Origin of the sequence: Kitasatospora fiedleri, from assembly GCF_948472415.1 — a bacterium.
GTDB lineage: Bacteria > Actinomycetota > Actinomycetes > Streptomycetales > Streptomycetaceae > Kitasatospora > Kitasatospora fiedleri.
The window spans coordinates 4,373,340-4,397,198 of sequence record NZ_OX419519.1; the positions used below are offsets into that span (position 1 = coordinate 4,373,340).

At 75.8% G+C, this 23,859-nt stretch carries 24 protein-coding genes; 11 read left to right on the top strand and 13 right to left on the bottom strand.

Going from position 1 to position 23,859, the window contains the following annotated elements; translation table 11 throughout:
- Positions 1-224: 224 nt before the first annotated feature.
- Positions 225-602 (top strand): recombinase family protein, encoded by a 378-nt coding sequence (locus tag QMQ26_RS20300; RefSeq protein WP_404814191.1) that lies wholly within the window; start codon positions 225-227, stop codon positions 600-602.
- Here QMQ26_RS20300 and QMQ26_RS20305 read toward each other — a convergent pair.
- Genes QMQ26_RS20305 through QMQ26_RS20315 form a run of 3 tightly spaced genes read right to left on the bottom strand, consistent with a single transcriptional unit; the run spans position 581 to position 1,186 of the window.
- Positions 581-826, bottom strand: a complete 246-nt coding sequence (locus QMQ26_RS20305) for a hypothetical protein (RefSeq protein WP_282202233.1) — start codon at positions 824-826, stop codon at positions 581-583. The genes QMQ26_RS20300 and QMQ26_RS20305 overlap by 22 nt on opposite strands.
- Positions 823-1,011 (bottom strand): hypothetical protein, encoded by a 189-nt coding sequence (locus QMQ26_RS20310; RefSeq protein ID WP_282202234.1) that lies wholly within the window; start codon positions 1,009-1,011, stop codon positions 823-825. The genes QMQ26_RS20305 and QMQ26_RS20310 overlap by 4 nt, the downstream gene beginning before the upstream one ends.
- Complete coding sequence (locus QMQ26_RS20315) at positions 998-1,186, bottom strand: hypothetical protein (protein ID WP_282202235.1); 189 nt, start codon at positions 1,184-1,186, stop codon at positions 998-1,000. Before QMQ26_RS20315 ends, QMQ26_RS20310 begins: the two co-directional genes overlap by 14 nt.
- Before the next feature lie 336 nt (positions 1,187-1,522).
- Between QMQ26_RS20315 and QMQ26_RS20320 the strand changes: the two genes are divergently transcribed.
- Positions 1,523-2,080: an XRE family transcriptional regulator gene (locus QMQ26_RS20320; RefSeq protein WP_318551991.1), complete on the top strand. Its 558-nt coding sequence runs from the start codon at positions 1,523-1,525 to the stop codon at positions 2,078-2,080.
- Positions 2,081-2,538: 458 nt separating this feature from the next.
- Here QMQ26_RS20320 and QMQ26_RS20325 read toward each other — a convergent pair whose 3' ends face one another.
- A complete protein-coding gene (locus tag QMQ26_RS20325; RefSeq protein WP_100835002.1) occupies positions 2,539-2,709 on the bottom strand; it encodes a hydrophobic protein in 171 nt (56 codons plus the stop codon).
- A 150-nt stretch (positions 2,710-2,859) separates the two neighbouring features.
- Between QMQ26_RS20325 and QMQ26_RS20330 the strand changes: the two genes are divergently transcribed.
- The 3 genes from QMQ26_RS20330 (at position 2,860) to QMQ26_RS20340 (ending at position 4,265) form a co-directional block, all read left to right on the top strand.
- Positions 2,860-3,033 (top strand): CsbD family protein, encoded by a 174-nt coding sequence (locus QMQ26_RS20330; RefSeq protein ID WP_100836795.1) that lies wholly within the window; start codon positions 2,860-2,862, stop codon positions 3,031-3,033.
- A gap of 301 nt (positions 3,034-3,334) precedes the next feature.
- On the top strand, positions 3,335-3,871 hold the full coding sequence (locus tag QMQ26_RS20335; RefSeq protein WP_282202236.1) for a hypothetical protein: 537 nt from the start codon (positions 3,335-3,337) through the stop codon (positions 3,869-3,871).
- 112 nt (positions 3,872-3,983) lie between these two features.
- Positions 3,984-4,265 (top strand): hypothetical protein, encoded by a 282-nt coding sequence (locus QMQ26_RS20340; protein ID WP_033250540.1) that lies wholly within the window; start codon positions 3,984-3,986, stop codon positions 4,263-4,265.
- Between the two features lie 16 nt (positions 4,266-4,281).
- Here the strand turns inward: QMQ26_RS20340 and QMQ26_RS20345 are convergent, their stop codons facing one another.
- Entirely contained in the window at positions 4,282-6,774 is a 2,493-nt protein-coding gene (locus QMQ26_RS20345) for a helicase-associated domain-containing protein (RefSeq protein ID WP_282202237.1), read from the bottom strand.
- Positions 6,775-7,004: 230 nt separating this feature from the next.
- On the opposite strand from QMQ26_RS20345, the gene QMQ26_RS20350 reads away from it, so the two are divergent.
- Positions 7,005-7,964, top strand: coding sequence for a hypothetical protein (locus QMQ26_RS20350; protein WP_282202238.1), 960 nt, complete (start codon positions 7,005-7,007; stop codon positions 7,962-7,964).
- A 97-nt stretch (positions 7,965-8,061) separates the two neighbouring features.
- Here QMQ26_RS20350 and QMQ26_RS20355 read toward each other — a convergent pair whose 3' ends face one another.
- Positions 8,062-9,099: an ABC transporter substrate-binding protein gene (locus QMQ26_RS20355; RefSeq protein WP_282202239.1), complete on the bottom strand. Its 1,038-nt coding sequence runs from the start codon at positions 9,097-9,099 to the stop codon at positions 8,062-8,064.
- 193 nt (positions 9,100-9,292) lie between these two features.
- Between QMQ26_RS20355 and QMQ26_RS20360 the strand changes: the two genes are divergently transcribed.
- Positions 9,293-9,898, top strand: a complete 606-nt coding sequence (locus QMQ26_RS20360) for an HAD family hydrolase (RefSeq protein WP_282202240.1) — start codon at positions 9,293-9,295, stop codon at positions 9,896-9,898.
- Between the two features lie 30 nt (positions 9,899-9,928).
- Here the strand turns inward: QMQ26_RS20360 and QMQ26_RS20365 are convergent, their stop codons facing one another.
- Complete coding sequence (locus QMQ26_RS20365) at positions 9,929-10,204, bottom strand: hypothetical protein (protein ID WP_100836789.1); 276 nt, start codon at positions 10,202-10,204, stop codon at positions 9,929-9,931.
- Positions 10,205-10,375: 171 nt separating this feature from the next.
- On the opposite strand from QMQ26_RS20365, the gene QMQ26_RS20370 reads away from it, so the two are divergent.
- Positions 10,376-11,509 (top strand): alpha/beta hydrolase, encoded by a 1,134-nt coding sequence (locus tag QMQ26_RS20370; RefSeq protein ID WP_282202241.1) that lies wholly within the window; start codon positions 10,376-10,378, stop codon positions 11,507-11,509.
- Between the two features lie 325 nt (positions 11,510-11,834).
- Positions 11,835-12,218 carry a cold-shock protein gene (locus tag QMQ26_RS20375; protein WP_282202242.1) on the top strand — a complete coding sequence of 128 codons (384 nt, stop codon included), beginning with the start codon at positions 11,835-11,837 and terminating at the stop codon, positions 12,216-12,218.
- Positions 12,219-12,225: 7 nt separating this feature from the next.
- Here QMQ26_RS20375 and QMQ26_RS20380 read toward each other — a convergent pair whose 3' ends face one another.
- The 4 genes from QMQ26_RS20380 to QMQ26_RS20395 all read right to left on the bottom strand — a co-directional run bounded on the left by QMQ26_RS20380 (position 12,226) and on the right by QMQ26_RS20395 (position 15,781).
- Positions 12,226-13,077 (bottom strand): 1,4-dihydroxy-6-naphthoate synthase, encoded by an 852-nt coding sequence (locus QMQ26_RS20380; RefSeq protein ID WP_100836786.1) that lies wholly within the window; start codon positions 13,075-13,077, stop codon positions 12,226-12,228.
- Position 13,078: 1 nt separating this feature from the next.
- On the bottom strand, positions 13,079-13,759 hold the full coding sequence (locus QMQ26_RS20385; RefSeq protein WP_100836785.1) for a futalosine hydrolase: 681 nt from the start codon (positions 13,757-13,759) through the stop codon (positions 13,079-13,081).
- An 11-nt stretch (positions 13,760-13,770) separates the two neighbouring features.
- Positions 13,771-14,307 (bottom strand): hypothetical protein, encoded by a 537-nt coding sequence (locus QMQ26_RS20390; RefSeq protein ID WP_282202243.1) that lies wholly within the window; start codon positions 14,305-14,307, stop codon positions 13,771-13,773.
- A gap of 130 nt (positions 14,308-14,437) precedes the next feature.
- Positions 14,438-15,781 (bottom strand): MFS transporter, encoded by a 1,344-nt coding sequence (locus QMQ26_RS20395; RefSeq protein ID WP_400682707.1) that lies wholly within the window; start codon positions 15,779-15,781, stop codon positions 14,438-14,440.
- A gap of 597 nt (positions 15,782-16,378) precedes the next feature.
- Here QMQ26_RS20395 and QMQ26_RS20400 point away from each other — a divergent pair.
- Together QMQ26_RS20400 and QMQ26_RS20405 are read left to right on the top strand one after the other, a co-directional pair.
- Positions 16,379-17,254: a DUF3027 domain-containing protein gene (locus QMQ26_RS20400; RefSeq protein WP_100836783.1), complete on the top strand. Its 876-nt coding sequence runs from the start codon at positions 16,379-16,381 to the stop codon at positions 17,252-17,254.
- Positions 17,255-17,514: 260 nt separating this feature from the next.
- Positions 17,515-20,802: a sacsin N-terminal ATP-binding-like domain-containing protein gene (locus tag QMQ26_RS20405; protein ID WP_404813926.1), complete on the top strand. Its 3,288-nt coding sequence runs from the start codon at positions 17,515-17,517 to the stop codon at positions 20,800-20,802.
- A 38-nt stretch (positions 20,803-20,840) separates the two neighbouring features.
- Here QMQ26_RS20405 and QMQ26_RS20410 read toward each other — a convergent pair whose 3' ends face one another.
- Together QMQ26_RS20410 and QMQ26_RS20415 are read right to left on the bottom strand one after the other, a co-directional pair.
- Complete coding sequence (locus tag QMQ26_RS20410) at positions 20,841-23,312, bottom strand: HAD-IC family P-type ATPase (protein WP_282202245.1); 2,472 nt, start codon at positions 23,310-23,312, stop codon at positions 20,841-20,843.
- An 84-nt stretch (positions 23,313-23,396) separates the two neighbouring features.
- A complete protein-coding gene (locus QMQ26_RS20415) occupies positions 23,397-23,732 on the bottom strand; it encodes a DUF2530 domain-containing protein (protein WP_282202246.1) in 336 nt (111 codons plus the stop codon).
- Positions 23,733-23,859: the final 127 nt, after the last annotated feature.

Below are 23,859 nucleotides of genomic sequence, written 5' to 3' on the forward strand. Positions count from 1 at the left end.
GTTAGGATCGCCGAGTGACCGACGCCACATCTGCCGCTGCCCGAGCCATGCCTCGTGCCCGTCGCCCGAAGGGCGTTCCGGCGGGCACTCCCGGATTGCGCGCAGCCATCCATGTTCGCCTATCGCGCGAGGCAGAGGAAACGACGTCTCCCGAGCGGTAGCGCGCCGGCTGCGAAGCGCTCTGCCGGGCCCGGGGCCGGACCGTCGTCGCCGTCGAAGAGGACATCGACGTCTCGGGCTTCTCGCGCGGGCTCGAACGGCCCGGACTCCGGCGGGTGCTGTCGAGGCTAACCGAACTGGACGTCGTCGTATTCTTCAAGATCGACCGCCTGGCCCGCTCCACGGTGGACCTCGCCGAGATCATGCGGATCACCGGGGCGGCCGACGTCGCGCTGGCGTCGGCGACCGAACCGCTGGACCTGACCACCTCCACGGGCCGCGCCACGGCGAAGGTGATCGCGATCTTCACCGAGCTGGAGTCCGACACCATCGGCATGCGGGTCTCCAGCGCCCACGGGCACCTGCGGCGAGAGGCTCGGTACACCGGCGGACGCGTCCCCTCCGTTCTTCGAGTGTCCGGTCAGGGCCGGTGCTGGCGGTAGACGGCCCACAGGTGCCCGCTGCCGTCGGCGAACCTTCGGTGCCCGTAGCGGTCGGACGCGCCCAGGACGGCAAGTACTTCCAGGTGGTCCAGGTCGCTGTCGTCGGAGTTCACCGGGAGTCTGATACGGATTCCTTCGGCGACTTCCGACACCTGCACTTCCGCGTCCGTCAGCGCCGCCAGCCGGGAGGCTGCCTCCCAGGCCCGCCGGGATGCCTCCGTCACGGTTCCTCCGTCCGGTCTTCCGGCGGGGCGAGCTCGCCCAGCCCGGTGATGCCCTCGCGCCCGTCCCGCAGATACCGGACGAACACGCCGCAGGCGTGCACCGCCATCACCCGGACCGGTTCGCCGGAGCGCCGGTCGTAGGCGGTTCCGCCCTCCCGGGGTGCCCACTGCTCAGGCGTGCTCATCAGCCCACCTCACCGCCTCGCCGAAGAACCGGAACGTCATCGGTTCGCCGTCCGGGCCGGCCACGCGGCGATCGGCGACGGTGCTGTCGGTCAGACCCCAGAGATCCGTCACCAACGCATCAGGTTCCCCCGTCACCGGTAAGACTCTGTAGCGCTGAAAGGGCGTGGCGGGCATGGGCCGCTCCTCCGTCCGGTCGGATCACGGCCTTACGATGGCTGACCCCCTCGGACGAATTCGCTGCGCTCCAAGGACAGTTGGGCTGTCGTGCCGCTAGGTTCTGGAAAGGCCCGGACGTCCACGGGGGAAGCCTTGAACACTGCCTTACGATCGGCTGTGTCCGCTGCCGGCCCCTCACCACGCCAGGTGGCGGGCCGGGTGGGAGTGTCAGGCAAGACCGTTGAACGGTGGCTGTCCGACGGTCGGCTGATTCCTCACGCCCGCAACCGCGAGGACGCCGCCGAGGCGCTGGGAGTCGACTCAACGATGCTGTGGCCGAAAGCAGTCCGGGATGTGCTCAAGTCCGGCCCGGACCGGGAGATCGTCCGGAGCTACCCCTACCGATCCTCCTGCCCCTCCGCCGTGTGGGGGGACCTGATCAAGGACGCCCGGACGGACCTCTACTTCGCCGGTTACACCAATTACTTCCTGTGGCTGGAACAGCCCAACCTGGTCGAGGGCCTGCGGCGGAAGGTGGAGGCCGGCTGCCGCGTCCGGTTCCTGCTGGGCGACCCGGACGGCGAAGTCACCCGCCAGCGGGAAGCGATCGAGGATGTGGCCCTGACGGTCTCCACGCGTATCAGGATCACCCTGGAGCACCTGGCCCGCCTCGGACCCCTGGAGGGCCTGGAAGCCCGCTTCTCGGCCCCGCAGGACGCCACGAACCACGTCAGCCTGTCCGTGTTCCGGTTCGACCGTGACGCCCTGGTCACGCCCCACCTCGCCCGCCAGGTGGGCCACGACTCCCCGCTGATGCACCTGCGCGCGCAGGAGAAGGACGGCATGTGGTCCCGCTTCACCGACCACGCCGAAGAACTCTGGGGACGCGGCACGCCCGTTTCGTCGGCCTGACGGACGGTGGGGCGAGACGGCCGCACTGCCAGCAGATCAGCCGCTCATATGCGGGTCAGGCTTGATCGCTTGCACGATCAGCGGTCCGTCGACGCCCGTGCATCCCCTTCCGAGCGGGCCGAATCTCCAGCGTGCCGCATCGGCGAGGCACTCAGGGGTCCGGCCCGGCGGTGGAACTGGGCGGTGGTGGTCGTCTGTGCGGAGTCGGCGGTGCGGGAGTGGCGGGGCGGGGCCCGGAGGTCGCGCTGGTTCAGGACGCGGAGACGGCCCCGCCCCGCCACGAAGGCGCCTAACCCGTGAATCGCCGTCGCATGCCTGCGGGCCCCGTTCGGCCGGCCGACGCGGGGTCGCGGTCCGGTGGCCGGTCCCGGAGGGGCGGGTGGGCGCACGGAAGCGGGCCCGCGCCGATGGGCGGGCCCGCTTCCGTGCCTGGTCGTCCGGTGCCGTCGTACCGCCGGTTACCAGCGATACCAGCGGCCGCGGCTGCCGCCGGCGTTGGTGCCGCGGGCGACGAAGCCCACCACCCAGACCACCAGCACGATGATCGCCACCCACCACAGGGCCTTGAGCGCGAACCCGGCGCCGAACAGGATCAGCGCCAGCAGCAGGACGAGAAGAAGGGGAACCATGGTGACCTCCACGCAGTCGTTGTCGGAGCGCCGGATGCCCCTGAGTCGGCCGAATATTCACATGAATCAGAACCGTCCGGGCGGGCATGCGCTGGGTCCGACACCACGGTGGGGGCACCGGGGTAGGCGAGCAGCAACGAGGAGGACGCGATGAGCACGGGCGACAAGATCGGGAACATGGCGGATAAGGCCAAGGGCGCCGTCAAGGAGACCACCGGCAAGGCCGTCGGCAACGAGCGCCTGGAGGCCGAGGGCAAGGCCGACCAGGCCAAGGGCGACCTCAAGCAGGCCGGCGAGCACGTCAAGGACGCGTTCAAGGACTGACCGCGGCCGTCCGCGACACGTGCGTGGGGCCCACCCGGCCGTCGGGTGGGCCCCACGCGCGTCCGCCCGCCGCGGACCTCGACGGCCCTTCGCGCGGGCGGGCGGACGGGGAGGGGCGTGGACGGTTCGGCACGCGCTCCCGGTGTGCGCCTGCTTCGCCCCTCCGCTCCCAGGGGGCGTCACCCGCCTCACCGGCAGCCGGGCGGCTGTCCCGACCGGTGACCGGCGGGAATGATGCCCGGAGAGGGACGGGAACGCCAACGGGGCGCCTCCGCCCCGCACCGGGAAGGAGCGCTCCACCATGCGCACGCACCTGAGGCGAACGCTCACCGCGCTGGCCGGCACCGCGGTCCTGCTGCCGGCCGGACAGATCGGCCCCGCGCACGCGGCTCCGCTCTCCACCCTGACCTGCGCCTCGACCTCCACCACCACCTACGACCCCCCGATCACCCTGAGCCCGACCACCACCACCCGCACCATCCACCAGGTGTACGGGCCGTGCATGGGCACCGGCGCCGCCGCGGCCGTCACCGGCGGCACCCACGACGACAGCAACGTCACCCAGCGCTCCTGCCTGCAACTGCTCGCGACCGCCCAGGTGTCCTGGACGATCCACTGGAGCAACGGGCAGCAGAGCACCGTCACCACCCAGCGCGTCTCCAACCTCGCCGGGGCGGTGTTCACCAACACCTTCACCGGCACCGTCACCAGCGGCCTGCTCGCGGGCCACGCCGTCGTGGAGACCATGACCTCCCCCTCCACCCAGATCACCGCCTGCACCCTGGGCGCCGGCAGCGTCAGCAGCCTGGGCGCGGTCCACACCCTGAACATCGTCTGACCGCACGGACTCCGAGGGCCGGACGGATCAGCCGGACGGACCGGGCGGACGGACCGGCCGGACGGGCCGGGCGGGGCAGTGACCTGCGGGGGGTTCGCTCGTTGGGCAGGGCATGATCAAGCCCAACCGATTCCTGGCCGGCCTGGCGCTCTCCGGCGCGGCCCTCGCCACCGCCCTCGGGGCGGCGCCCGCCCACGCCGCGGACACCGAGGCCATGGCCCTCGACCAGGTCGCCGACATCGGCCAGCCCGGTGGTCTGATCGGCACCGTCGCCTTCACCGGCACCGGCCTGCTGACGGGCGTCGAGCCGAAGATGCCGGACCCGCACGCGATCGTGGACGAGGCGAAGAAGCAGAAGGCGGAGGAGGACGCGAAGCAGGCCGCCGGCAAGTAGGCGGGCGCGGGGCGGGCTACTCCTCGACCTCGGCGACGCCGGTGATCCGGTGCAGGGCGAAGGTGCGGACCTCGTCGGAGAGGTGGTCGTAGGCGGTGACGAAGCCGCCCTCGACCTTGACGGGGTCGATGACGCGCTGGGAGGAGAGTCCCTCGGCGTTGATGTAGCCGATCCACATGCGTTCGTCGAGCAGGACGGCGGTCTGCAGGGCGGCGAGGGTGTCGGCGGCGGCGGTGCGCGGGACGGCCGCGCTCGCCGCGGGGCCGGCGACGGCGTCCTTGCGGACGGCGGTCGCGGCCCGGTCGCCGGCCCGGATGGCGCGGACGGCGGCGGCGAGCAGGGCGTCGTCGGGGCGGGCGGGGCCGTCCGGGACGGGCAGCGGCGGGGTGCGCGGCGGGGTGCGGCGGCTGTCGGGACGGGTGATCACGACGTCCCCCTCGGCGGACTCCGCGGCGGGCGCGTAGCCCATGGCGCGCAGGACGGAGAGCAGGGTCTCCGGCCCGGCCTGGGCGGCGAGCACGGTGGGGGCGAGCAGCCGCAGGCGCAGTTCGGCGGCGCGCCGGTCGGCGAGGACCTCGTCGAGCAGCCGGGGGTCGTCGCAGCGCAGGTAGGAGGAGGCGGCGCCGACCCGGAGGATGCCGTGCCGGCGGGCCACGTCGTCGATCAGGTAGGCGAGCGGCTGCGGGACGGGCGTGCGGGAGTGCTGGGCCAGGAACGCCCGCAGGTCGGCGGCGGTGCGTCCGGCGTCGAGGGCGCGGCGGACCGAGCCGGGGGTGAAGCGGTAGACGGTCGCGCCGCCCTTGGACTCGATGTCGGCGGCCAGCGCGAGGGCCTGGGCGAGCGGGGTGAGCAGCGGGCCGGGGGCGATCGCGGTGAGGTCGGGCTGCAGGATGACGTGGTCGAGCGGTTCGGGCAGCAGCGGGGCGAGGACGGGCGCCGGGTCGGTGCCGGCGAGCAGGGCGCGGGTGTGGGCGGCGAGGGCGCCGCGGCCGGTGGCGCCGAGCAGTTCGGCCTCGTGCAGGGTCCACTCGGCGAGCTGGTCGCGCAGGTCGCGGCCGTCCGCGCCGACCGGGCCGCCGCGCAGCGGGCGGTGCCAGCGCAGGGCGGGCAGCAGGGCGTCGGCGCCGGCGGCGGTGCCGGGCGGGAGTTCGGCGAGCCGGGTCAGGACGGCGCGGCGCACCGACGGGGCGAGGGTGCGGTCGAGTTCGGGGCCGAGGGCGGCGCGCGGGCGGCCCTTGCCGTCGGGGGTGCCGGTGAGGCGTCCGACCCGGGTGGCGGCGAGCCAGGCGCGGGCGAGCACGGTCCAGCGTTCGGCGGTGTCCTGCTGGAGCCAGGCGTCGTACCCGGGGGTCGGAGCCCAGACCTCGTCCGCCTCGCCGTCGGGGGCCAACAGCCCCGCGGTGTGGGCGAGTTCGATCCAGAAGGCGGCGTCCGGCTCGGAGCTCTCCAGCAGGGCGGCGGCCCGCTTGAGGTCGCGCACGCCCAGGCCGCCGGCCCGCAGGGTGGGCGGTGGGGTGAGGCTCCAGGCTTCGAGGAGTTCCTCGACCAGGCGGACGGCGGTGCCGGCCTGCCCGGCGGCGGTGCGGTCGGCGGTGGCCGGGTCGCGCGCGACGACGGGGTCGACGACGGGCGGGGCCGGGTCGACGCCGCGGTGGGTGCGTCCGCCGCGCAGGTGCAGGGCGAGTTCGCGGGGCAGCACGACGGAGCCGGGGCTGGAGGGCAGCAGCAGCCCGCGGGCGAGCAGCCACTCGACGGGGCCGCGGGCGTCCTCGGCGGTGACCTGCCGGGCGGCGTCCGGGACGGTGCCGGTGGGCGGGCCCCAGACCAGCCGTTCCAGCAGGCCGAGTGCGGCGGGCGGGGCCTGGTCGAGCAGCGCGCCCAGCCGCTTGCGGTCGCCGAGCAGGGCGGTGAGCGCGGCGACGGCGGTGACCGGGTCGGGGGTGGGCGGCAGTCCGGTGCCGGCCAGTAGCTGCTGGAGGCGGGCGGGCGACATGCCGACGGTGGCGTCGGCGAAGGTCGGGCCGAGGCCGGTGCGGCCCGGGTTGAGGGCGCTGGGGGCGAGCGCCTCCCGGACGGCGAGGACCAGGCGCAGCGCGGAGTCCGGGCCCCACAGCAGGGCCTGTTCGCGCAGCCGGGCGAGCGCGGCGGGCAGCGCGGCGGTGACGGCGGCCCGGTCGACGGGCGCGGCGCCGGGGTGCGGTTTGACCCGGGCGGGCCCGGTCAGCAGGTTCCGCACGGTGGCCTCGGACGCGCCCTCGGGGGCGGCGGCGATCGCCTCGGCGACCTGCAGGGTGAACCGGTCGAGCCGCTCCAGGGCGCGCAGCACGGACGCCCGGCTGGAGAGCCGCGCGGACAGCTGGGTGAGGTCGGTCGGCACCGGGTTCAGCAGGTCGGGGCGGGCCCGGAGCAGCGCGGCGACGGCCCCGTCCTCCCGGCCGCGGAGTTCCTCGGCCAGGGTGCGGGGTGCGGCGGCGCGGGTGCCACGCGGCGCGCTCTGCGGTGCGGTCATCCGGTCCAGACTAGTCAACGCCCCCCGTCGCGGCCCAGAACGGCGGTGGAACTCGGGCTGAACCGGTCCCCGCCCGGCGGTGCGGGCCGCACCGGGCCCGGGCGTCCGGGGCCCGGCGGGCCGTGCGCCGGGGGCGGACGGGGCCGGGCGGGGCTCGCTTCCGGCGGTCCGGGGTGGGTACCGTCTTGGTGGGCGGCGGGTACGTGGACGTGAGGGCGGGTGGCGGGGCGATGGCGGACGGCTCGTGGTGGCGCGAGGGCGGATCGGCGGACGGCTCGGAGGGCGGGGGGAGCGTGTACCTGCCCCGGCCGACGGCGGCCGCGCCGCCCGTCCCCCCGCCTCCGCCGACCCCTCCGGAGGTGCCGGCCCAGGCGCCGCCGAAACCGACGCGGGCACCGGCACCCGCAGCCGCACCGGCACCCGCACCGGCACCCGGACCGGCACCCGCACCCGCCGCGCCCGTCGAACCGGACAAGCCGAAGCCGCCGACCGGGGCGTTCGGGTCCGGCGGGGCGTTCCGGGCCGGGTCGTCGCCGTCCGAGGCCGAGCGGGCCTTCGCGTACTCGGAGAACCCGGACGCCCCGGACTTCGGGTTCGGGCAGCCCGGTTGGACCGCGCAGTACTTCGACCTGGCGGAGCCCGAGCCCGAACCGGACCCCGAGCCCGCACCCGACGCGGACCCCGAACCCGAGCCGCCCGCGCCCGAGCCCGAACGCCCCCGCCCCGGCCTGGGACGCCTCCTGCTGGGCGCGCTGTTCGGCAGGCCCCCGGCCGCGCCCGAGGCCCCGCCCGCCCCCGCGGTCGCGGCGGGCGCGGCGGGCGCGGCCGTCGGCGCGGCGGGCGCCCGCAAGCCCGCGCCGCTGCTGCTGCTCGGCGCGGGGCTGCTGCTGGCCGGGGCGGTGACCGGCCAACTGCTGGTGATGCTGCTCGGCTGGGCGGCGGCGTACCTGTCGAAGGGCTGGACCGACCTGATGAAGAAGTTCGCCGTGCTCGGCATCCCGCTGATCACGGTGACCGGCCTGACGGTGTGGAACTGGGGCCGCGAGAAGGGGCGTTGGGGCAGCGCGCTGGCCCCGGGCAGCGACGCGGGCGCCACCACCTGGGCCGCCGCGCCGACCGTCCTGCGGGCCGCGGCGGTGCTGTCGGCGCTGTTCGTGCTGGCGGTGGCGCTGCGCCGCCGCAAGGGGTAGCGCCGGGGCGGACGGGAGCGCGGGGCCGGGGTGGTGACGGCGGGTCGGGTGTTTCCCGGGCCGCTCCCCACCGCTCGGCCCCGTCCGTTGCGCCGGGTCAGTTCGCGCCGAGGACGTGCAGCAGTTCGGCGATCAGGAAGTGCGCGCCGGTGTAGCCGATGCCCTGGAACCACAGCTGGTCGTCGACCTGGAAGGCGCGGTGGGCGCGGACGGCGCCCAGGGCCCGCCAGGCGGGGGAGGCGAGGGCGGTGGCCAGGCCGTTGCGGGCGGGGTCGCCGTAGCCCGCGTACAGCAGCAGGTCGCCGTCGGCCGGGGCGAGCTGGTCGGGGGCGGCCTCGGTGTCGAAGCGGTCGGCGTCCTGCGGGCCGGGGCGGGGCAGGCCGAGGTCGGCCAGCACGCTGCCGGGGAAGTTCTGCCGGGCGTACAGCCGGACGGCGGGGGAGCCCTCGACGAACCGGACCAGGCTGATCCGCTGCCCGGCGGCCCCGGCCGCGGCGAGCGCGGCCTTCGCCTGGTCGACGTGCCGGTCGTACGCGGCGACCACGGCGGCGGCCTGCTCACGGCGGTCCAGGGCGGTGGCGTGCAGCTGGAAGTTCTCCTTCCAGGGGGCGCCGGTGGTCCGGGTGGCGACGGTCGGGGCGATCGCCCGCAGCGCCGGGAGGTGGTCGGTGTCGCGGGCCAGGTTGGTGAGGATCAGCTGCGGTCGCAGGGCGGTGATCGCGGCGGTGTCGGGCGCGGCCCCGATGCCGCCGACCACGGCGACCCCGGCGAGCCGGGAGGCGGGCCAGTAGCCGGGCGGCCCGGCGTCCAGCGGGGCCTTGGCGGCACCGACCGGGGTGATGCCGAGCGTCATCGCGGAGTCCAGCTCGGCGGTGTCCAGGGCGACCACCCGGCGCGCCCCGCCGGGCACGGTGACCGGCCCGTCCGCGGCGTCCACGGTGATGTCGGGGCGCGGGACGGGGCTGGGCGGCACCGGTGTCGGCGTCGGCGTCGGCGTCGGCGAACCCGTGCGGACCCCGTCGTCGTCGGCGGTGGGCAGCGGTGAGGCGGTGGGCAGGACGTGCGGGCCGCAACCGGTGAGCAGGGCGGCACCGAGCCCGGCGAGGGCGGCCCGGCGGGACAGCGGGGGTGGCACCTGGGACCTCCTCCGGCGGCACGGTCGGATGCCAGCCAGTATGTCCGCGATGCGGCCCTCCCCCCGGCTTTTGCGACCGGAAACCCCGCCACTACCCCGCCCGGGTGGCCCCGGCCCCACCACGAAGGCCCCCCACGAAGGCCCCACGAAGGCCCCACGACGAGGCCCGTGGAGTGCTGGTTAGGCTGGCCGCATGGCTCTCACCGTCGGTTTCGACCTCGACATGACGCTCCTCGACACCAGGCCCGGCATCAAGGCCACCTACGACGTGCTGGCGGCCGAGACCGGGACGGTCATCGACTCCGACCTGGTGGTGAGCCGGCTCGGTCCGCCGCTGGTGCGGGAGTTGGCCAACTGGTACCCGCCGGAGCGGCTGGACGCGGTGGTGGCGCGGTACCGGGAGCTGTACGTCGAGCACGCCATCGGGCCGGCGCGCGAGCTGCCGGGGGCGCTGGCCGCGGTGGCCGCGGTGCGGGCGGCGGGCGGGCGGGTGCTGGTGATCACCGGGAAGTGGGAGCCGAACGCCCGGCGGCACCTGGACGGCATCGGGCTGGAGGTGGACGTGCTGGTCGGCGACCTGTGGGCGGAGACCAAGGGCGAGGCGCTGCGGGCGCACGGCGCGGACGTCTACGTCGGGGACCACCTGGGGGACATCCGCGGGGCCCTGGCCGCCGGGGCCGTCGCGGTCGGCGTGGCCACCGGCCCGTACGGCGCCGCCGAGCTGGCCGCGGCCGGGGCGGACGCGGTGCTGGGCGACCTCACCGAGTTCCCGGCCTGGCTGGCCGGGCACCTGGGCTGAGCGGCCGGGGGACCGGGGGCCCGGGGGTCGCTACCCCGCGGCGGCGGCCTCCCGGGCGCGCCGCCGCCGGGTGTTGGCCCGGGCGGTGACGAACAGGCCGGCCAGGGCCACCAGCAGGCCCAGCGGCATCAGCATCGACAGCCAGTACGCGAACGTGGGCAGCCTGGTCAGGTCGAGGAAGAGCGGCACGAAGGTGGCGATGGTGGCCAGCATGCCGACGCCGAACACGACGCCGCCGACCCGGACCAGCAGGTCACCGGGGTCGGCGGGGCCGTCACCGGGACGGACACCAGGACGGTCGCTCACTCTCACCACTCCTTCGCGCGGACCACTCCCCCGATTGTCCCACCGCGCGCCCCCTCCGATCGGCGGGGGCGCGGCGACACACGTTCCGACTGAACGCTCAGGATTCCCAGGAATCCCTCAGGCATGCTGAGAAACGGCATCCGGAACGGGCGAGCGGGGGCGTGCGGGCACATGGGTCTGACCAGTCACAAGGTGCTGGCGCTGTCCGCGCTGCTCTCGGTGCTGGCGGTGGCCGGCACGGTGCGGCTCTGGCCCCGGCTGGCCGGGCGCGGCTGGCGGGCGGTGCTGGGGCGGCTCGCCACCATCGTCGGCACCCAACTGGCGGTGCTCTGCACGCTGGCCCTGCTGGCGAACAACTCCTTCGCGTTCTACAGCAGTTGGGACGACCTGCTGGGCACCGGCGAGGACGGCCCGGTGACCGTCCAGAACCAGCTGCTCGGCCGCACCCCGGGCGTGCAGCGGCTGGCCGCCGAGAACGTCCGCGACACCGGTACGACCGGCCGCGCCCCCGAGCAGGCCGGCCGGCTGGAGCGGGTCCGGCTGCCCGGGGCGAGCACCGGGCTGGCCACCGAGGGCTACGTCTACCTGCCGCCGCAGTACTTCCGGCCCGAGTACCGGGACAGGCGCTTCCCGGCGGTGATCGCCATCACCGGCTTCCCGGGGGACGCCAAGAACCTGGTCACCAAGCTCAACTACCCGTCCGTGCAGTTGAAGCTCACCGAGCAGGGCCGGGCCAGGCCGACCGTGCTGGTGCTGATGCGGCCCTCCCCGGCGATGCCCCGCGACACCGAGTGCGAGGACGTGCCGGGCGGCCCGCAGGCCGACCGGTACTTCAGCGCCGACGTGCCCGCCGCGCTGCGCACCTCGTACCGGGTCGCGGACGGGCCGGGCAGCCTCGGCGTGATCGGCAACTCCACCGGCGGGTACTGCGCGTTGAAGCTGGCGATGCGTCACCCCGGCGTGTTCGCCGCCGCGGTGTCGCTGTCCGGCTACTACCGGGCCGCCGAGGACCCGACCACCGGGGACCTGTTCGGCGGCGACCAGGCCCGCCGCGACCAGGCCGACCTGGAGTGGCGGCTGGCCCACCTGCCGGCCCCGGCCACCGCGCTGCTGGTCGGCGGCAGCCGGGAGGGCGACGGCGACTACCACGCCCAGACCGAGCGGTTCCTGGCCGCCGCGAAGGGCACCGCGACCAGGGTCTCGGCGATCACCCTGGACAGCGGCGGCCACAACTTCACCACCTGGTCCCGGATGCTCCCGGCCTCGCTCGGCTGGCTCTCCGACCACCTGGCGGACCCCGCCTGACCGGCCCGGCGTCACAGCGCGCAACTCCGTGCGCGCAAGGAGTTTCGACCCGCGCCGGCCCCGGGTATGCAGCCATCGCGCGGGCGGACCTGACGGATGGTCCACGAACGCCCGCCCGGCACCGATCGGGGGTGTGAGCCAGTGGAAGGCGCAGCAGGCGCGGGGCACGGCCACGCCCCGGTCCGGAATCCCGTCGCCGTTCCGGTGAACGCTGAGGGATCATTGCTCGACTGAGCGAAACCGGCCGCCCGTCCAGGGCGCCCGCCGCACATCCACCCGCGGCCCGACGGGGGCCGCACGCACCCGATACCGAGGACTGTTCGAGATGCCCACCGGCCAGGTCAAGTGGTTCAACGAGACGAAGGGCTACGGCTTCCTGTCGCGCGACGACGGCGGCGAGGTCTTCGTCCACACCAAGGCGCTGCCCGCGGGCGTCACCACGCTGCGGCCGGGCCAGCGGGTCGAGTTCGGCATCGCCGCGGGCCACCGCGGCGACCAGGCGATGAGCGTGACGCTGCTGGACGCGCTGCCCTCGGTGGCCGCCGCCCAGCGCAAGAGCGCCGACGACATGGCCCCGATCGTCCAGGACCTGATCACCAAGCTGGACAGCGTGCTGCCGGGCCTGCAGCGCGGCCGCTACCCGGGCAAGCCGGAGGGCCAGAAGATCGCCATGGTGCTGCGCGCCATCGCCGACCAGTTCGACGTCTGACCCGGGCTCAGGGGAAGGCCAGCGCGCCCGGGTCGACGGCGGGGACGAGTCCCTGCCCGGCGGCCCGGGTGAGCAGGCCGCGCACCGCCGCGTAGCCCTCCTCGCCGAGGTCCGCGGTGAACTCGTTGACGTACAGCCCGATGTGCTGCTCGGCGACGGCCGGGTCCATCTCCTGGGCGTGCGCCAGCACGTACGCCCGGGAGGCCGCCGGGTCCGCCCAGGCCGCGCGCACCGACGCCCGTACGGTGTCGGCCAGTTCGCGCAGCCGCTCGGCGCCCAGCGAGCGGCGGGCCACGATCGCGCCCAGCGGGATCGGCAGCCCGGTGGCCGCCTCCCACGCCTCGCCCATGTCGGCCAGGCGGTGCAGGCCGTACTCCTGGTACGTGAACCGGGCCTCGTGGATCACCAGTCCGGCGTCCACCTCCCCGGACCGGACGGCCGGCATGATCTCGTGGAACGGCAGCACCACGATCTCGCCGAACCCGCCCGGCACCGCCCCGGCCGCCCACAGCCGGAACAGCAGGTACGCCGTGGAGCGCTCGCTGGGCACCGCCACCCGCCGCCCGGCCAGCGCCGCCGCCTCCAGCGGGCCGGCCGTCAGCACCAGCGGCCCGCAGCCCCGGCCCAGCGCCCCGCCGCACGGCAGCAGCGCGTACTCGTCCAGCACCCAGGGCAGCTGCCCGTAGGAGATCTTCAGGACGTCCAGCTCGCCGCGCTCGGCCAGCCCGTTGGTGACGTCGATGTCCGCGAACCGCACCTCGGGCGCGTCCGCGCCCGGCACCAGGCCGTGCGCCCAGGCGTGGAAGACGAAGGTGTCGTTCGGGCAGGGCGAGTACGCGACGGTGAGCGGCTCGGCCATCTCAGACCTCCTGGAGCAGACGGGACAGCGGCGGCAGCGCCGCGAAGGCCCGCTCCAGGGCCGCCAGCGCCTCGCCGATCCGCCAGGCCGCGCGGTCGCGCGGTCCGACGGCATTGGACACGGCCCGCAGCTCACCGGCCGCGAGCCCGGACCGGGCGGCCGCCTCGGCCACCCCGAAACCCTCCATCGCCTCGGCCAGCGCCCGCGGGTGGCGCCCCCTCAGCGCGGCGGCGCGCTCGGCCGAACCGGTCACCGTGGACACCGTCAGCACCTCGCCGACCGCCCCGCCGGTGGCCCCGGCCAGCGCCGCGACCAGCGCGGGCGGCACCGGGTGCCGGACGGTGCCGAAGCCCAGCTCGGTGACGTCCGCGAAGCCGTCCGGCGTCTCGGCGCCCAGGTCGGCCGCCAGCACGGCGTCCGCCACCACCAGCGACCCGACCGGCGCCCCGGGCGCGAACCCGCCCGCGATGCCCGCCGACAGCACCAGCCGGTACCGGCCGCGGGCCAGTGCCGCCGCCGTGCCCGCCGCCGCGGCCGCCGGGCCGACCCCGGCCGCCAGCACCACGGCCCCCGAGCCCGGGCCGAGCCCGCGCCGCACCGCCTCGGCCTCCGCCTCCACGGCGACGACGACGAGCAGCCCGGCGGCGGGGCCGGGCTGCTCGTCGGTGCGCTCAGCGGTCATCGACCGGCGGTTCAGCTGTTCTTGTTGTCCAGGTCGAAGGCCCAGACCGCGTAGTACTCCTGGGACGTCTTGTCCTGCGAGACCACCGTCACCGAGGTGACGTCGTTGCTCGACATCAGGGCGCCGGCGCTCTTCGAACCCGAGTAGGTCACCCCGGTGAGGACCTCGCCCTCGGCACCGCCGGCCAGCGGCACCTGGCCGCTGGAGCCGCCGTTGGTCAGCGCGAACCAGCCCTTGTCGGCCAGCTCCCGGGGCACGCCGACGCCGATCTGGTCACTGGCGCGGACGTCCAGCTTCGGCAGCTTGTCGTCCTTGCGCGCCTGCTTGATGTCCGACAGGCACTTGGTGAGGTAGTCCTCGTCGAGCGGCTTGCCGTCGTTGTAGCAGAAGGGGGCGGCGGTGGTGGTCGAGGTGCCGACGACCATCGTCGCCACGTTCTCACGGGGCTTGCCGGCGTCGTTCGCCCAGTAGATACCGGTACCGAGGGAGGCGGCGCCGACGACGACGACGCCGGCGATACCGGCGATGGCACGGGTGCTGAGGCTCATGCGCAAGAGGCTACTCGCCTTCCGTGATCACATGACGCCGGGGTGCCCGAGTCGCCCGAGGTTAGGCCGTGCGCGGGCGCGCCGCGCACCGCCGGGAGCCGGGCCGGGACCGGGCCGCCGGGCCCGCCGCTCAGGCCACCCGGGGGCGGGCCGCCGACCGGTGCGGCCCGACCCGCAGCAGCGAGCGGAACGTCCACAGCAGCATCAGCGTCATCACCGCCGCGGCCACCGTCAGCCCCAGCACCGGGTTCAGCGGCAGCGAGATGCCCACCGCGCCGCCCGCCACCCAGCTCAGCTGCAACGCCGTCTCGGAACGGGCGAACGCCGAGGTCCGCACCGCCTCCGGCACGTCCCGCTGGATCAGCGCGTCCAGCGCCAGCTTGCCCAGCGAGGCCGACATCCCCGCGACGGCCGCCACCACCGTCACCGTCACCGCCCCGTACCAGAGCGCCGAGGCGCCCGCCGCCGCCGTCGCCAACGCCAGCACCGCCGTCACCGTCACCTCCGAGCCGCGGGTGCGCAGCCACGACCCCAGCACCGACCCCAGCGCGTTGCCCAGCCCGGCCGCCGCCGCGACCAGCCCCAGCGCCACCGTCCCGGGCAGGCCGCCCGGCGGGTCCTTGCGGATCAGGAACGCCAGGAACATCACCAGGAACCCGACCAGCCAGCGCAGCGCCGCCACCCCGCGCAGCGCCATCACCACCGACGGGCCGACCGCCCGCAGCACGCCCTTCGGCCGCGGCTCCTCCTGCGGCCCGGCCAGCAGCTGCGCCCGCTGCTCGCCCCGCGCCGAATCCACCTGGTGCGGCAGGTGGAAGGCCATCAGGGTGCCGATCACGAACACCACGAACGCCCCGCGCAGCGGCCACCCCGGCCCGAGCAGCTGGAGCAGCCCGCCCACCCCGCCGGCCACCAGCGTGGTCAGCAGACCCGCCAGCGTCACCCGCGAGTTCGCCTTCACCAGCGACAACTGGGCGGGCAGCAGCCGCGGCACCACCACGCTGCGCACCACCCCGTACGCCTTCGACGCGACCAGCACGCCCAGCGCCTCCGGGTACAGCGCCAGCCCGCCGCCGGTCACCACCCCCGCCATCACCCAGGCCAGCGCCGCCCGGGCCAGCATCGACATCGCCATCGCGGAACGGCGGCCGTTGGGCAGCCGGTCCAGCAGCGGGCCGATCACCGGGGCGAGTAGCGCGAACGGGGCCATCGTGATCAGCAGGTACAGCGCGACCCGGCCGCGGGCCTCGCCGGTCGGCACCGAGAAGAAGATGGTGGACGCCAGCGACACCGTGATCAGCATGTCGCCGAACGAGTTCAGGGCGTGCAGTTCGATCAGCTTCGCCAGGCCGGACTCGCCGGCGCCCTCCGCCGAGGTCGCCCGCCGGATCCGCCGCCCCGTCCCGTTCACCACCCGGCCGGTGCGGGCGCCCACCGCGGACGCGCCGCGGGCCCAGAAGCCGCGGGCCTTCACCGTCGGCCGGTCGGGGTGCGCGGAATCGACGTCCTCGGAGACGGTGTCCGCGGCGAGGGTGCTCCCGCCGGCGGTGCGGCCGGTGTACTCGGCGGGCCCGGGATTCTTCGAGAGGTCCGGGCCCGGCTGACGGGGCGTCGGACAGGGGGCATCGGCCTCCGGCTCACCGGGGGCCACGGGATGCTGCCGCGACACGGCGGACGCTCCCGAACGGCTCTCGGCCTGCTCGGGACGCGGCCCGTGCCGCAGCGGGTTCTCCTCCGCCACACACCCATCCTGCCCGAGAATCGCCGACCTAACGAGTGATTGTCCGGGCGTCGGCGCGCCCGTCCCCACGGCCCGGACTGTGCTGCACCACCGACCGGCGGGTAGCCTGCACTACGCGCATGCCCGGCCTCCCACAGGGGGGCGGCCGACCTGGGCGGCGCGGCCCGGCCACGGACCGGCCCCGGGTCTAGCAGAATGGACCGGCCCCGTGCTCGCGGGGGTCGCCCCCGAGACGTGGCAGCGGGAGCCGACGCGGGCCCGCCCACCGGGTGCTGCCGCGGGACCGCAGGATGACAGGACTGGGAGAGAACCGACGCCGTGAGTGCTGCGATGCGAAGCCGTACCCCTGACCGGCTCTGTGCAGAGGCCGTCGACCTCGCCCGCCAGGCAGTGGTGGACAGCGTCGGGGAGGCCGTCGTCGGCCCCCACGTGAAGGCGAGCGCGGACGCCGAGCGCGTCGTCACCCACACCTTCGAATGCCTCGACCCGGCCTACCGGGGCTGGCACTGGGCGGTCACCGTGGCCCGCGCCCCGCGGGCCAAGAACGTCACCCTCGACGAGGTCGCCCTGCTGCCCGGCGAGGGAGCCGTCCTCGCCCCGCAGTGGGTGCCGTGGAGCGAGCGCCTGCGCCCCGGCGACCTCGGCCCCGGCGACCTGCTCCCCACCGGAGCCGACGACCTGCGCCTGGAACCCGGCTGGACCGGCGAGGACGAACCCGCCCCCAACTCGGTGCTCGTCGAGGCCGCCGAGGACGACGTCCCGGCCGAGGACATCCAGCCGGCGCCCGCCCGCGCCAAGATCAGCGCGATCGCCGAGGAACTCGGCCTGGTCCGCCCCCGCGTGCTCTCCCGGCACGGCCTGCACCAGGCCGCCGAGCGCTGGGAGACCGCGTACGGCCCGCAGACCCCGATGGCGCAGTCCGCCCCCGCCTCCTGCGACACCTGCGGCTTCCTCGTCCCGATCGGCGGCTCGCTCGGCCAGGCGTTCGGCGTCTGCGGCAACGAGTTCGGCCCGGCCGACGGCCAGGTCGTCTCGCTCGCCTACGGCTGCGGCGCGCACTCCGAGGCCGCCGTCCTGCCGGCCCCGCCCGTCCCCAGCGAGCTGATCCTCGACGAGACGATCGTCGAACCCCTCCCGCTGCACCCCGACCGCACCTCCGGCTCCGTCGAGCCGGACGCGCCCGCCGAGGAGCTCGGCCACGCGTGACGCCGCGCGCCGAACGGAGCGGGCGGAACCGGGGGTGCGGGGAAGCAGCGCGCAGCGGAGGACGGACGCCGGCAAGGTCGCGGCGACGGGAATGACCTGACGTCACCTCGCGGCCTCGCGGTGCGGGCGGGCCCGTTCGCGCAGTCGCCCGCGCCCCGGTCGGGCGCGTCCCGGCCGCGGGTCCGTCGCATACGGCGCCGTCGGGGACGACTGGCAGAATGCCGACTCGTACGCGGACCACACGAAGGGCGGCTCGGCACGTGGAGTCTCGGATCATCGGCAGCGCGGCGTCCCCCGAGGAATCGGACGTCTTCGACACGGCCCGGCTGCGGCACACCGTGCTCGCGGCCTGGACGGCCGCGCCCGCCCGGTTCCGGGAGGACGCCAACGCCGAGGAGGAGCTCGCGCTCGGCGGCTACCGGGACCGGCTCGTCGTCGAACTCGCCCAGAACGCCGCCGACGCGGCCGCCCGGGCCGGGGTCACCGGCCGGCTCCGGCTGACCCTGCGCGACGGCGTGCTGGCCGCCGCCAACACCGGCGCCCCGCTGGACGCCGCCGCGGTCGAGTCGCTCTCCACCCTGCGGGCCTCCGCCAAGCGCGGGGACGAGCGGGAGGTGGTCGGCCGGTTCGGTGTCGGCTTCGCCGCCGTGCTGGCCGTCAGCGACGAGCCCGCCGTGCTCGGCCACCCCGGCGGGGTGCGCTGGTCGCTCACCGACGCCCGCGCGCTGGTCGCCGCGATCCCGCAGCTCACCGAGGAGTTGACCCGCCGCGAGGGCCACCTGCCGGTGCTCCGGGTGCCGTTCGCGGCCGAGGGCGAGCCCCCCGCGGGCTACGACACCGTGGTCGTGCTGCCGCTGCGCGACGCCGCCGCCGAGGACCTCACCCGCCGCCTGCTCGCCGGGATCGACGACGCCCTGCTGCTGACCCTGCCCGGCCTCGCCGAGGTGGTGGTCGACACCGCGGAGGGCGTGCGCACCCTGACCCGCACCGAACACCCGCCGCACCCCGAGCAGTTGCCCGCCGTCACCGTCACCGACGGGGAGCGCAGCACCACCTGGCAGACCGTCAGCGCCGCCGGCACCGCCGCCCCCGAACTGCTGGCCGACCGCACCACCGAGGAGCGCGCCCGCCCCTACTGGACGCTCACCTGGGCCGTCCCGGTCGACGAGCGGGGCCGCCCGCAGCGCCCGCGCACCGCCGCCGTGGTGCACGCGCCCACCCCCAGCGACGAGCCGCTCGGCCTGCCCGCGCTGCTGATCGCCTCCTACCCGCTCGACCCGACCCGGCGGCACGTCGCGCCCGGCCCGCTCACCGACTTCCTCACCGAGCGCGCCGCCGACGCCTACGCCGAACTGCTGCGCGCCCGCGGCGCCGACCCGGGCTCGCTGGACCTCGTCCCCGCCCCGCTCGGCCAGGGCGCCCTGGACAGCGCGCTGCGCACCGCCGTGCTGGAGCGGCTGCCCGAGACGCCCTTCCTGCCGCACCCGCCCGGCACCGAGGCGGGCACCCCCGCGCTGCGCCCGCGCGACGCCGTCCTGCTGGAGGGCGCCGACCACGAGGTGGTCGAGGCGCTCGCCCCGATCTTCCCCGGCCTGCTCCCGGCCGGCCTGGAGCGCCGCACCGAACTGCGCACCCTGCGGGTGCGCCGCGTCCCGCTCGCCGAGGTGGTCGACCAGCTCGGCGGCCTGGAGCGCGAACCCTCCTGGTGGCGCGGCCTGTACGCGGCCCTGGCCGGGGCCGACCCGGAGTCGCTGGGCGCGCTGCCCGTCCCGCTCGCCGACGGCCGCACGGTCACCGGCCCGCGCCGCGTCCTGCTGCCCTCCGACGCCGCCGACTGGGCCGGCTACGAGGGCTACCCCGGCGCGCTCGCCGAGGCGCTCGACCTGCTCGACCTGCGGCTGGCCCACCCCGACGCCGCCCACCCGCTGCTCGCCAAGCTCGGCGCCGGCACCGCCACCCCGGCCGGCGTCCTGGACACCCCCGAGGTCCGGGCCGCCGTCGCCCGCTCGCTGGAGGTCGGCGAGGACGACTACGACGCCGCCGTCGACCTCGCCGACGCCGTCCTCGCCCTGGTCCGGGCCGCCGCGCCCGCCCCCGGCGAGCACCCCTGGCTGGCCCGCCTGGCCCTGCCCGACGACGAGGGCGAACTCGCCCGGGCCGGTGAACTCCTGCTCCCCGAGAGCCCGCTGGCCCGGCTGGTGGACGAGGACGAGGCCGCCTTCGTGGACGAGGACCTGCTGGAGCGCTGGGGCCCCGAGGTCCTCGCCGCGGCCGGCGCGCTCACCGCCTTCGCCCTGGTGCGCGCCGAGGACGTCGTCCTCGACCCCGACGACCTGGAGCGCCTCGACCCCACCGCCCCCGCCGACCGGGCCGCCGGCGGCCGCCCCACCGGCCTGATCGACGAGGCCCCCGACGGCCTCGCCGAGTGGTGCGAGGACGCCCTGGAGGCCCTGCACGCCGACGACGCCGGGGAGTTGGGAGTCCCGCCGGTCGCCGCCGAACTGCTCGCCGTCCGCGACCTCGACCTGGTCGCCGACGACGCCTGGCCCGAGGCGCTCGCCCTGCTCGCCCGGCCCCCGTACCGGGACGCCGTGGTGGCGCCGGTGCGCACCCTGCTGCCCGACGGCAGCTACACCGACCTGCCCCCGTACACCGCCTGGTGGCTGCGCGACCACCCCGTCCTGGACGGCCGCGAACCGGCCGGCCTGCGCGCCGCCGGGGCCGACCCGCTGCTGCGCGGCCTCTACGACGAGGCCCGCACCACGCTCGACCCGCAGTTCCTGCACGCGCTCGGCGTGCGCACCACGCTGAACGCGCTGCTCGCCGAACCGCACGGCCCCGACGAGCTGATCGACCGCCTCACCGACCCGCTCTCCGAGGTCAGCCACCGTCAACTGCACGGCATCTACAGCCTGCTGGCCGCCCTCCCGGCCGAGCGCGTCGAACCGCTCGACGTGGTCCGGGCGCTGGCCCCGCTGGACGACGCCACCGGCCGCCGCGACGACCGCACCGTCATCGTGGACGCCGCCACCGCGGTCGTCGCCGACGCCCCCGACCTGGTCGAACTCCTCCACGACCACGCCGTGCTGCCCGTCCACCCGCTGCTCGCCCCGGCCCTGGCCGAGCGCCTGCACGTCTCGCTGGCCAGCGAGGTGGCCGGCGGCCGGGTCCTCTCCGAGGGGACCCTGCACCGCGTCCCCGCGGTGGTCCGCGAACTGCTGCCCGGCTGCCCCGCCGTCTACGAGGAGCACGAGGAACTCCTGGTCGTCGGCCCGGACGGCGAGGAGGCCCGCGTCGCCTGGCGCTGGGACACCGCCGCGACCGCCCCCGAACTGCCCTACGACCCCGAGGACGCCGAAGCCGCCGACGAGGACGACGAGTTCGACGTCCCGCCCGTCTCCGGCCTGCTGCACGCCGCCACCCCCGAGGGCCTCGCCGCCGGCCTGGCCTGGTCCGTCCACCAGTGGCACCGCCGCTTCGAGGTCCTGGCCGCCCTCACCGAACCCGACCGGGCGTACGAGCTGCTGGCGGCCCGCGACTACGAGTAGCCGTCCGGGGCCGGGGCCCGCCGTTCCCCGCCGGCCGCTCAGGGGTTCTTCTCGGCGAAGACCCGGGCGCTGATCTCCAGCAGGCCGCCCGCGATCAGGGCGATCGCCACGCCGGTCAGCGGGTCGCGCCAGCCGACCAGGTGGAGCTGGAAGAAGTCGGCGAGCCACGGCACCACCAGGACCAGCGCGAAGGCGCCGGACATGGTGCCGATCAGCAGCAGGCGCCACCAGGTGTAGGGGCGGGCGACGATGGCGAGCACCCAGACGGCCACGATGAAGAGGGTGAGCGTGGCGACCGAGGTGTCGGCCTTCAGGGTGGTCTCGTCGTCGCCGCGGGCCAGCGCGTAGGCGGTGAAGGTCGCCGCGCCGCAGACGATCCCGCCGGGGACGGCCAGCCGCAGGACCCGGCGGACGAAGCCGGTGCGGGCGCGCTCGTTGTTGGGGGCGAGGGCCAGGAAGAACGCCGGGATGCCGATGGTCAGCGAGGACAGCACCGTCGAGTGCCGGGGCAGGAACGGGTACGGGACCTGGGTGACCACCACCAGCAGGGCCAGCAGCACCGAGTAGACGGTCTTGACCAGGAACAGCCCGGCGACCCGCTCGATGTTGCCGATCACCCGGCGGCCCTCGGCGACCACCGAGGGCAGGGTGGCGAAGCGGTCGTCGAGCAGGACGATCTGGGCGACGGCCCGGGTGGCGTCCGAGCCGGTGCCCATCGCGACGCCGATGTCGGCGTCCTTGAGGGCGAGGACGTCGTTGACGCCGTCGCCGGTCATCGCGACGGTGTGGCCCTTGGACTGCAGGGCGCCGACCAGGGCGCGCTTCTGCTGCGGGGTGACCCGGCCGAAGACGGCGGTGCGGTCGGCGGCCTCGGCCAGCTCGGCGGGGTCGGTGGGCAGGGTGCGGGCGTCGGTCGCGGTCTCGGCGCCGGGCAGGCCGAGGTGGGCGGCGACGGCGCCCACCGAGACGGCGCTGTCGCCGGAGATGACCTTGGCCCGGACGTCCTGGGAGCGGAAGTAGCGCAGGGTGTCCGCGGCGTCCTCGCGCAGCCGCTGCTGGAGCACCAGCAGGGCGAGCGGTCGCAGCTCGGCGGCCGGGTCGGGGTCGTCCAGCGGCAGCGGGCTGCGGCCCAGCAGCAGGACGCGCAGGCCCTTCGCACCCAGCTCGTCGACCTCGGCGAGCGCGTCCGAACCGGCCGGGAGCAGCACGTCCGGGGCGCCGAGCAGCCAGCTGCCCTCGGTGCCGCCCGGTTCGAGCAGCTGGACGCCGCTCCACTTGCGGGCGGAGGAGAACGGGATCGCCTCCAGCACCCGCCAGCGGCCCTCCGGCGGCGGCCCGTACGCGTCGATGACGGCCCGCATGCTGGGGTTGGGGCGGGTGTCGGCGGCGCCGATCGCGCCGAGCGCCTCGGCCAGCACCGCCGGGTCGGCCTGCGGGGCCTGCCGGGGGGTGGCCAGCGGGCGGAGGTCGACCAGGTCCATGCCGCCCTCGGTGAGGGTGCCGGTCTTGTCCAGGCAGACGGTGTCGACCCGGGCCAGCCCCTCGATCGCGGGCAGCTCCTGGACCAGGCACTGCTTGCGGCCGAGCCGGACCACCCCGATCGCGAAGGCCACCGAGGTGAGCAGCACCAGGCCCTCGGGCACCATCGGCACGATGCCGGCCACCATCCGGCGGACGGCCTCCTTCCAGTCGTTGCGCTCCACCGCGAGCTGGCTGATCACCAGGCCGAGCGCGGTGGGGATCAGCAGGTAGGTGATGAACCGCAGGATTCGGTCGATGCCGGTGCGCAGCTCGGACTTGACCAGGGTGAACCTGCTGGCCTCCTCGGCGAGCCTGGCGGCGTAGGCGTCCCGGCCGACCTTGGTGGCGGTGAACGCGCCCGCGCCGGCCACCACGAAGGAACCGGACATCACGCGGTCGCCGGGGTGCTTGAGGACGGGGTCGGGCTCGCCGGTCAGCAGCGACTCGTCGATCTCCAGGCCGTCCGCCTCGGTGACGGTGCCGTCCACCACGGCCTTGTCGCCGATGCCGAGCAGCACGGTGTCGTCCAGCACGACCTCGCCGGTGCCGACCTGCACGGCGGCCCCGTCCCGGCGGACCTGGGGGCGGGCCTCGCCGATCAGCGCCAGGCTGTCCAGGGTCTTCTTGGCGCGGGTCTCCTGGATGATGCCGATCGCCGTGTTGGCCACGATGACCAGGCCGAACAGGCCGTCCTGGATCGGTCCGACGACCAGGATGATGCCGAACATCACCCCGATGAGCGCGTTGAACCGGGTGAACACGTTGGCCCGGACGATCTCCCGCACCGACCGGCTGGAACGCACCGGGACGTCGTTCACCTGGCCGCGGGCGACCCGCTCGGCGACCTCGGCCGCGCTCAGCCCGGGCTGGTACGCGCCGCCCGCGCCGGTGGGGTGCGCGCCGGGGGCCGGACCCGGGGCCCGGCCCGGGGCCGGATCGGGGTCCGGACCGGGGCCGTGCGCGGCGGTGCCTTCCGCTGAGTGCGTCATGGCACCGACTCTAGGTGGGCGGTTTGTCCGGTGCGTCCCGCCTCGGGGCGGTTTCGGGCCGGACGGGTGGCGCGGGCCGGGGCCTCAGCGGGCGGTTCCGGTGCCGCTCCCGGTGCCCGTGCCGTTGTCGCTGCCGCTGTCGCCGCCGGTTCCGGCCTCGGCCGCCTCGGCCGCCTCGGCGGCGCGGGCGCGGCGGATCGCGGCGCGGCGGGCGGTGCAGTACTTGAGGCCGATCAGGCCGAGCAGGCCGCCGGACAGGCAGATCCACGGCCAGGTGCCGTGGCCGTGGTCGGACAGCCGGGCCTGGAACGGCACCAGCACCACGAAGCCGGCGAACCACAGCGCCGTGCCGGTGCCGACGATGGCGACGTCGTTCCCCTCGAGGGGCGGGGGAGCGGAGCGCAGCGCGGTCTTGGGCATGGGCCCTAGCCTACGGGGCGGGCCCGGCGCTCCGGGAGAGGCGGTCCGGTCTGCCGCCGCCACCCGGAGTCGTCCGAACGTGATCGAGCGTGACCGTAATGGCCTCGCTCTACGCGCGAAGATGGCG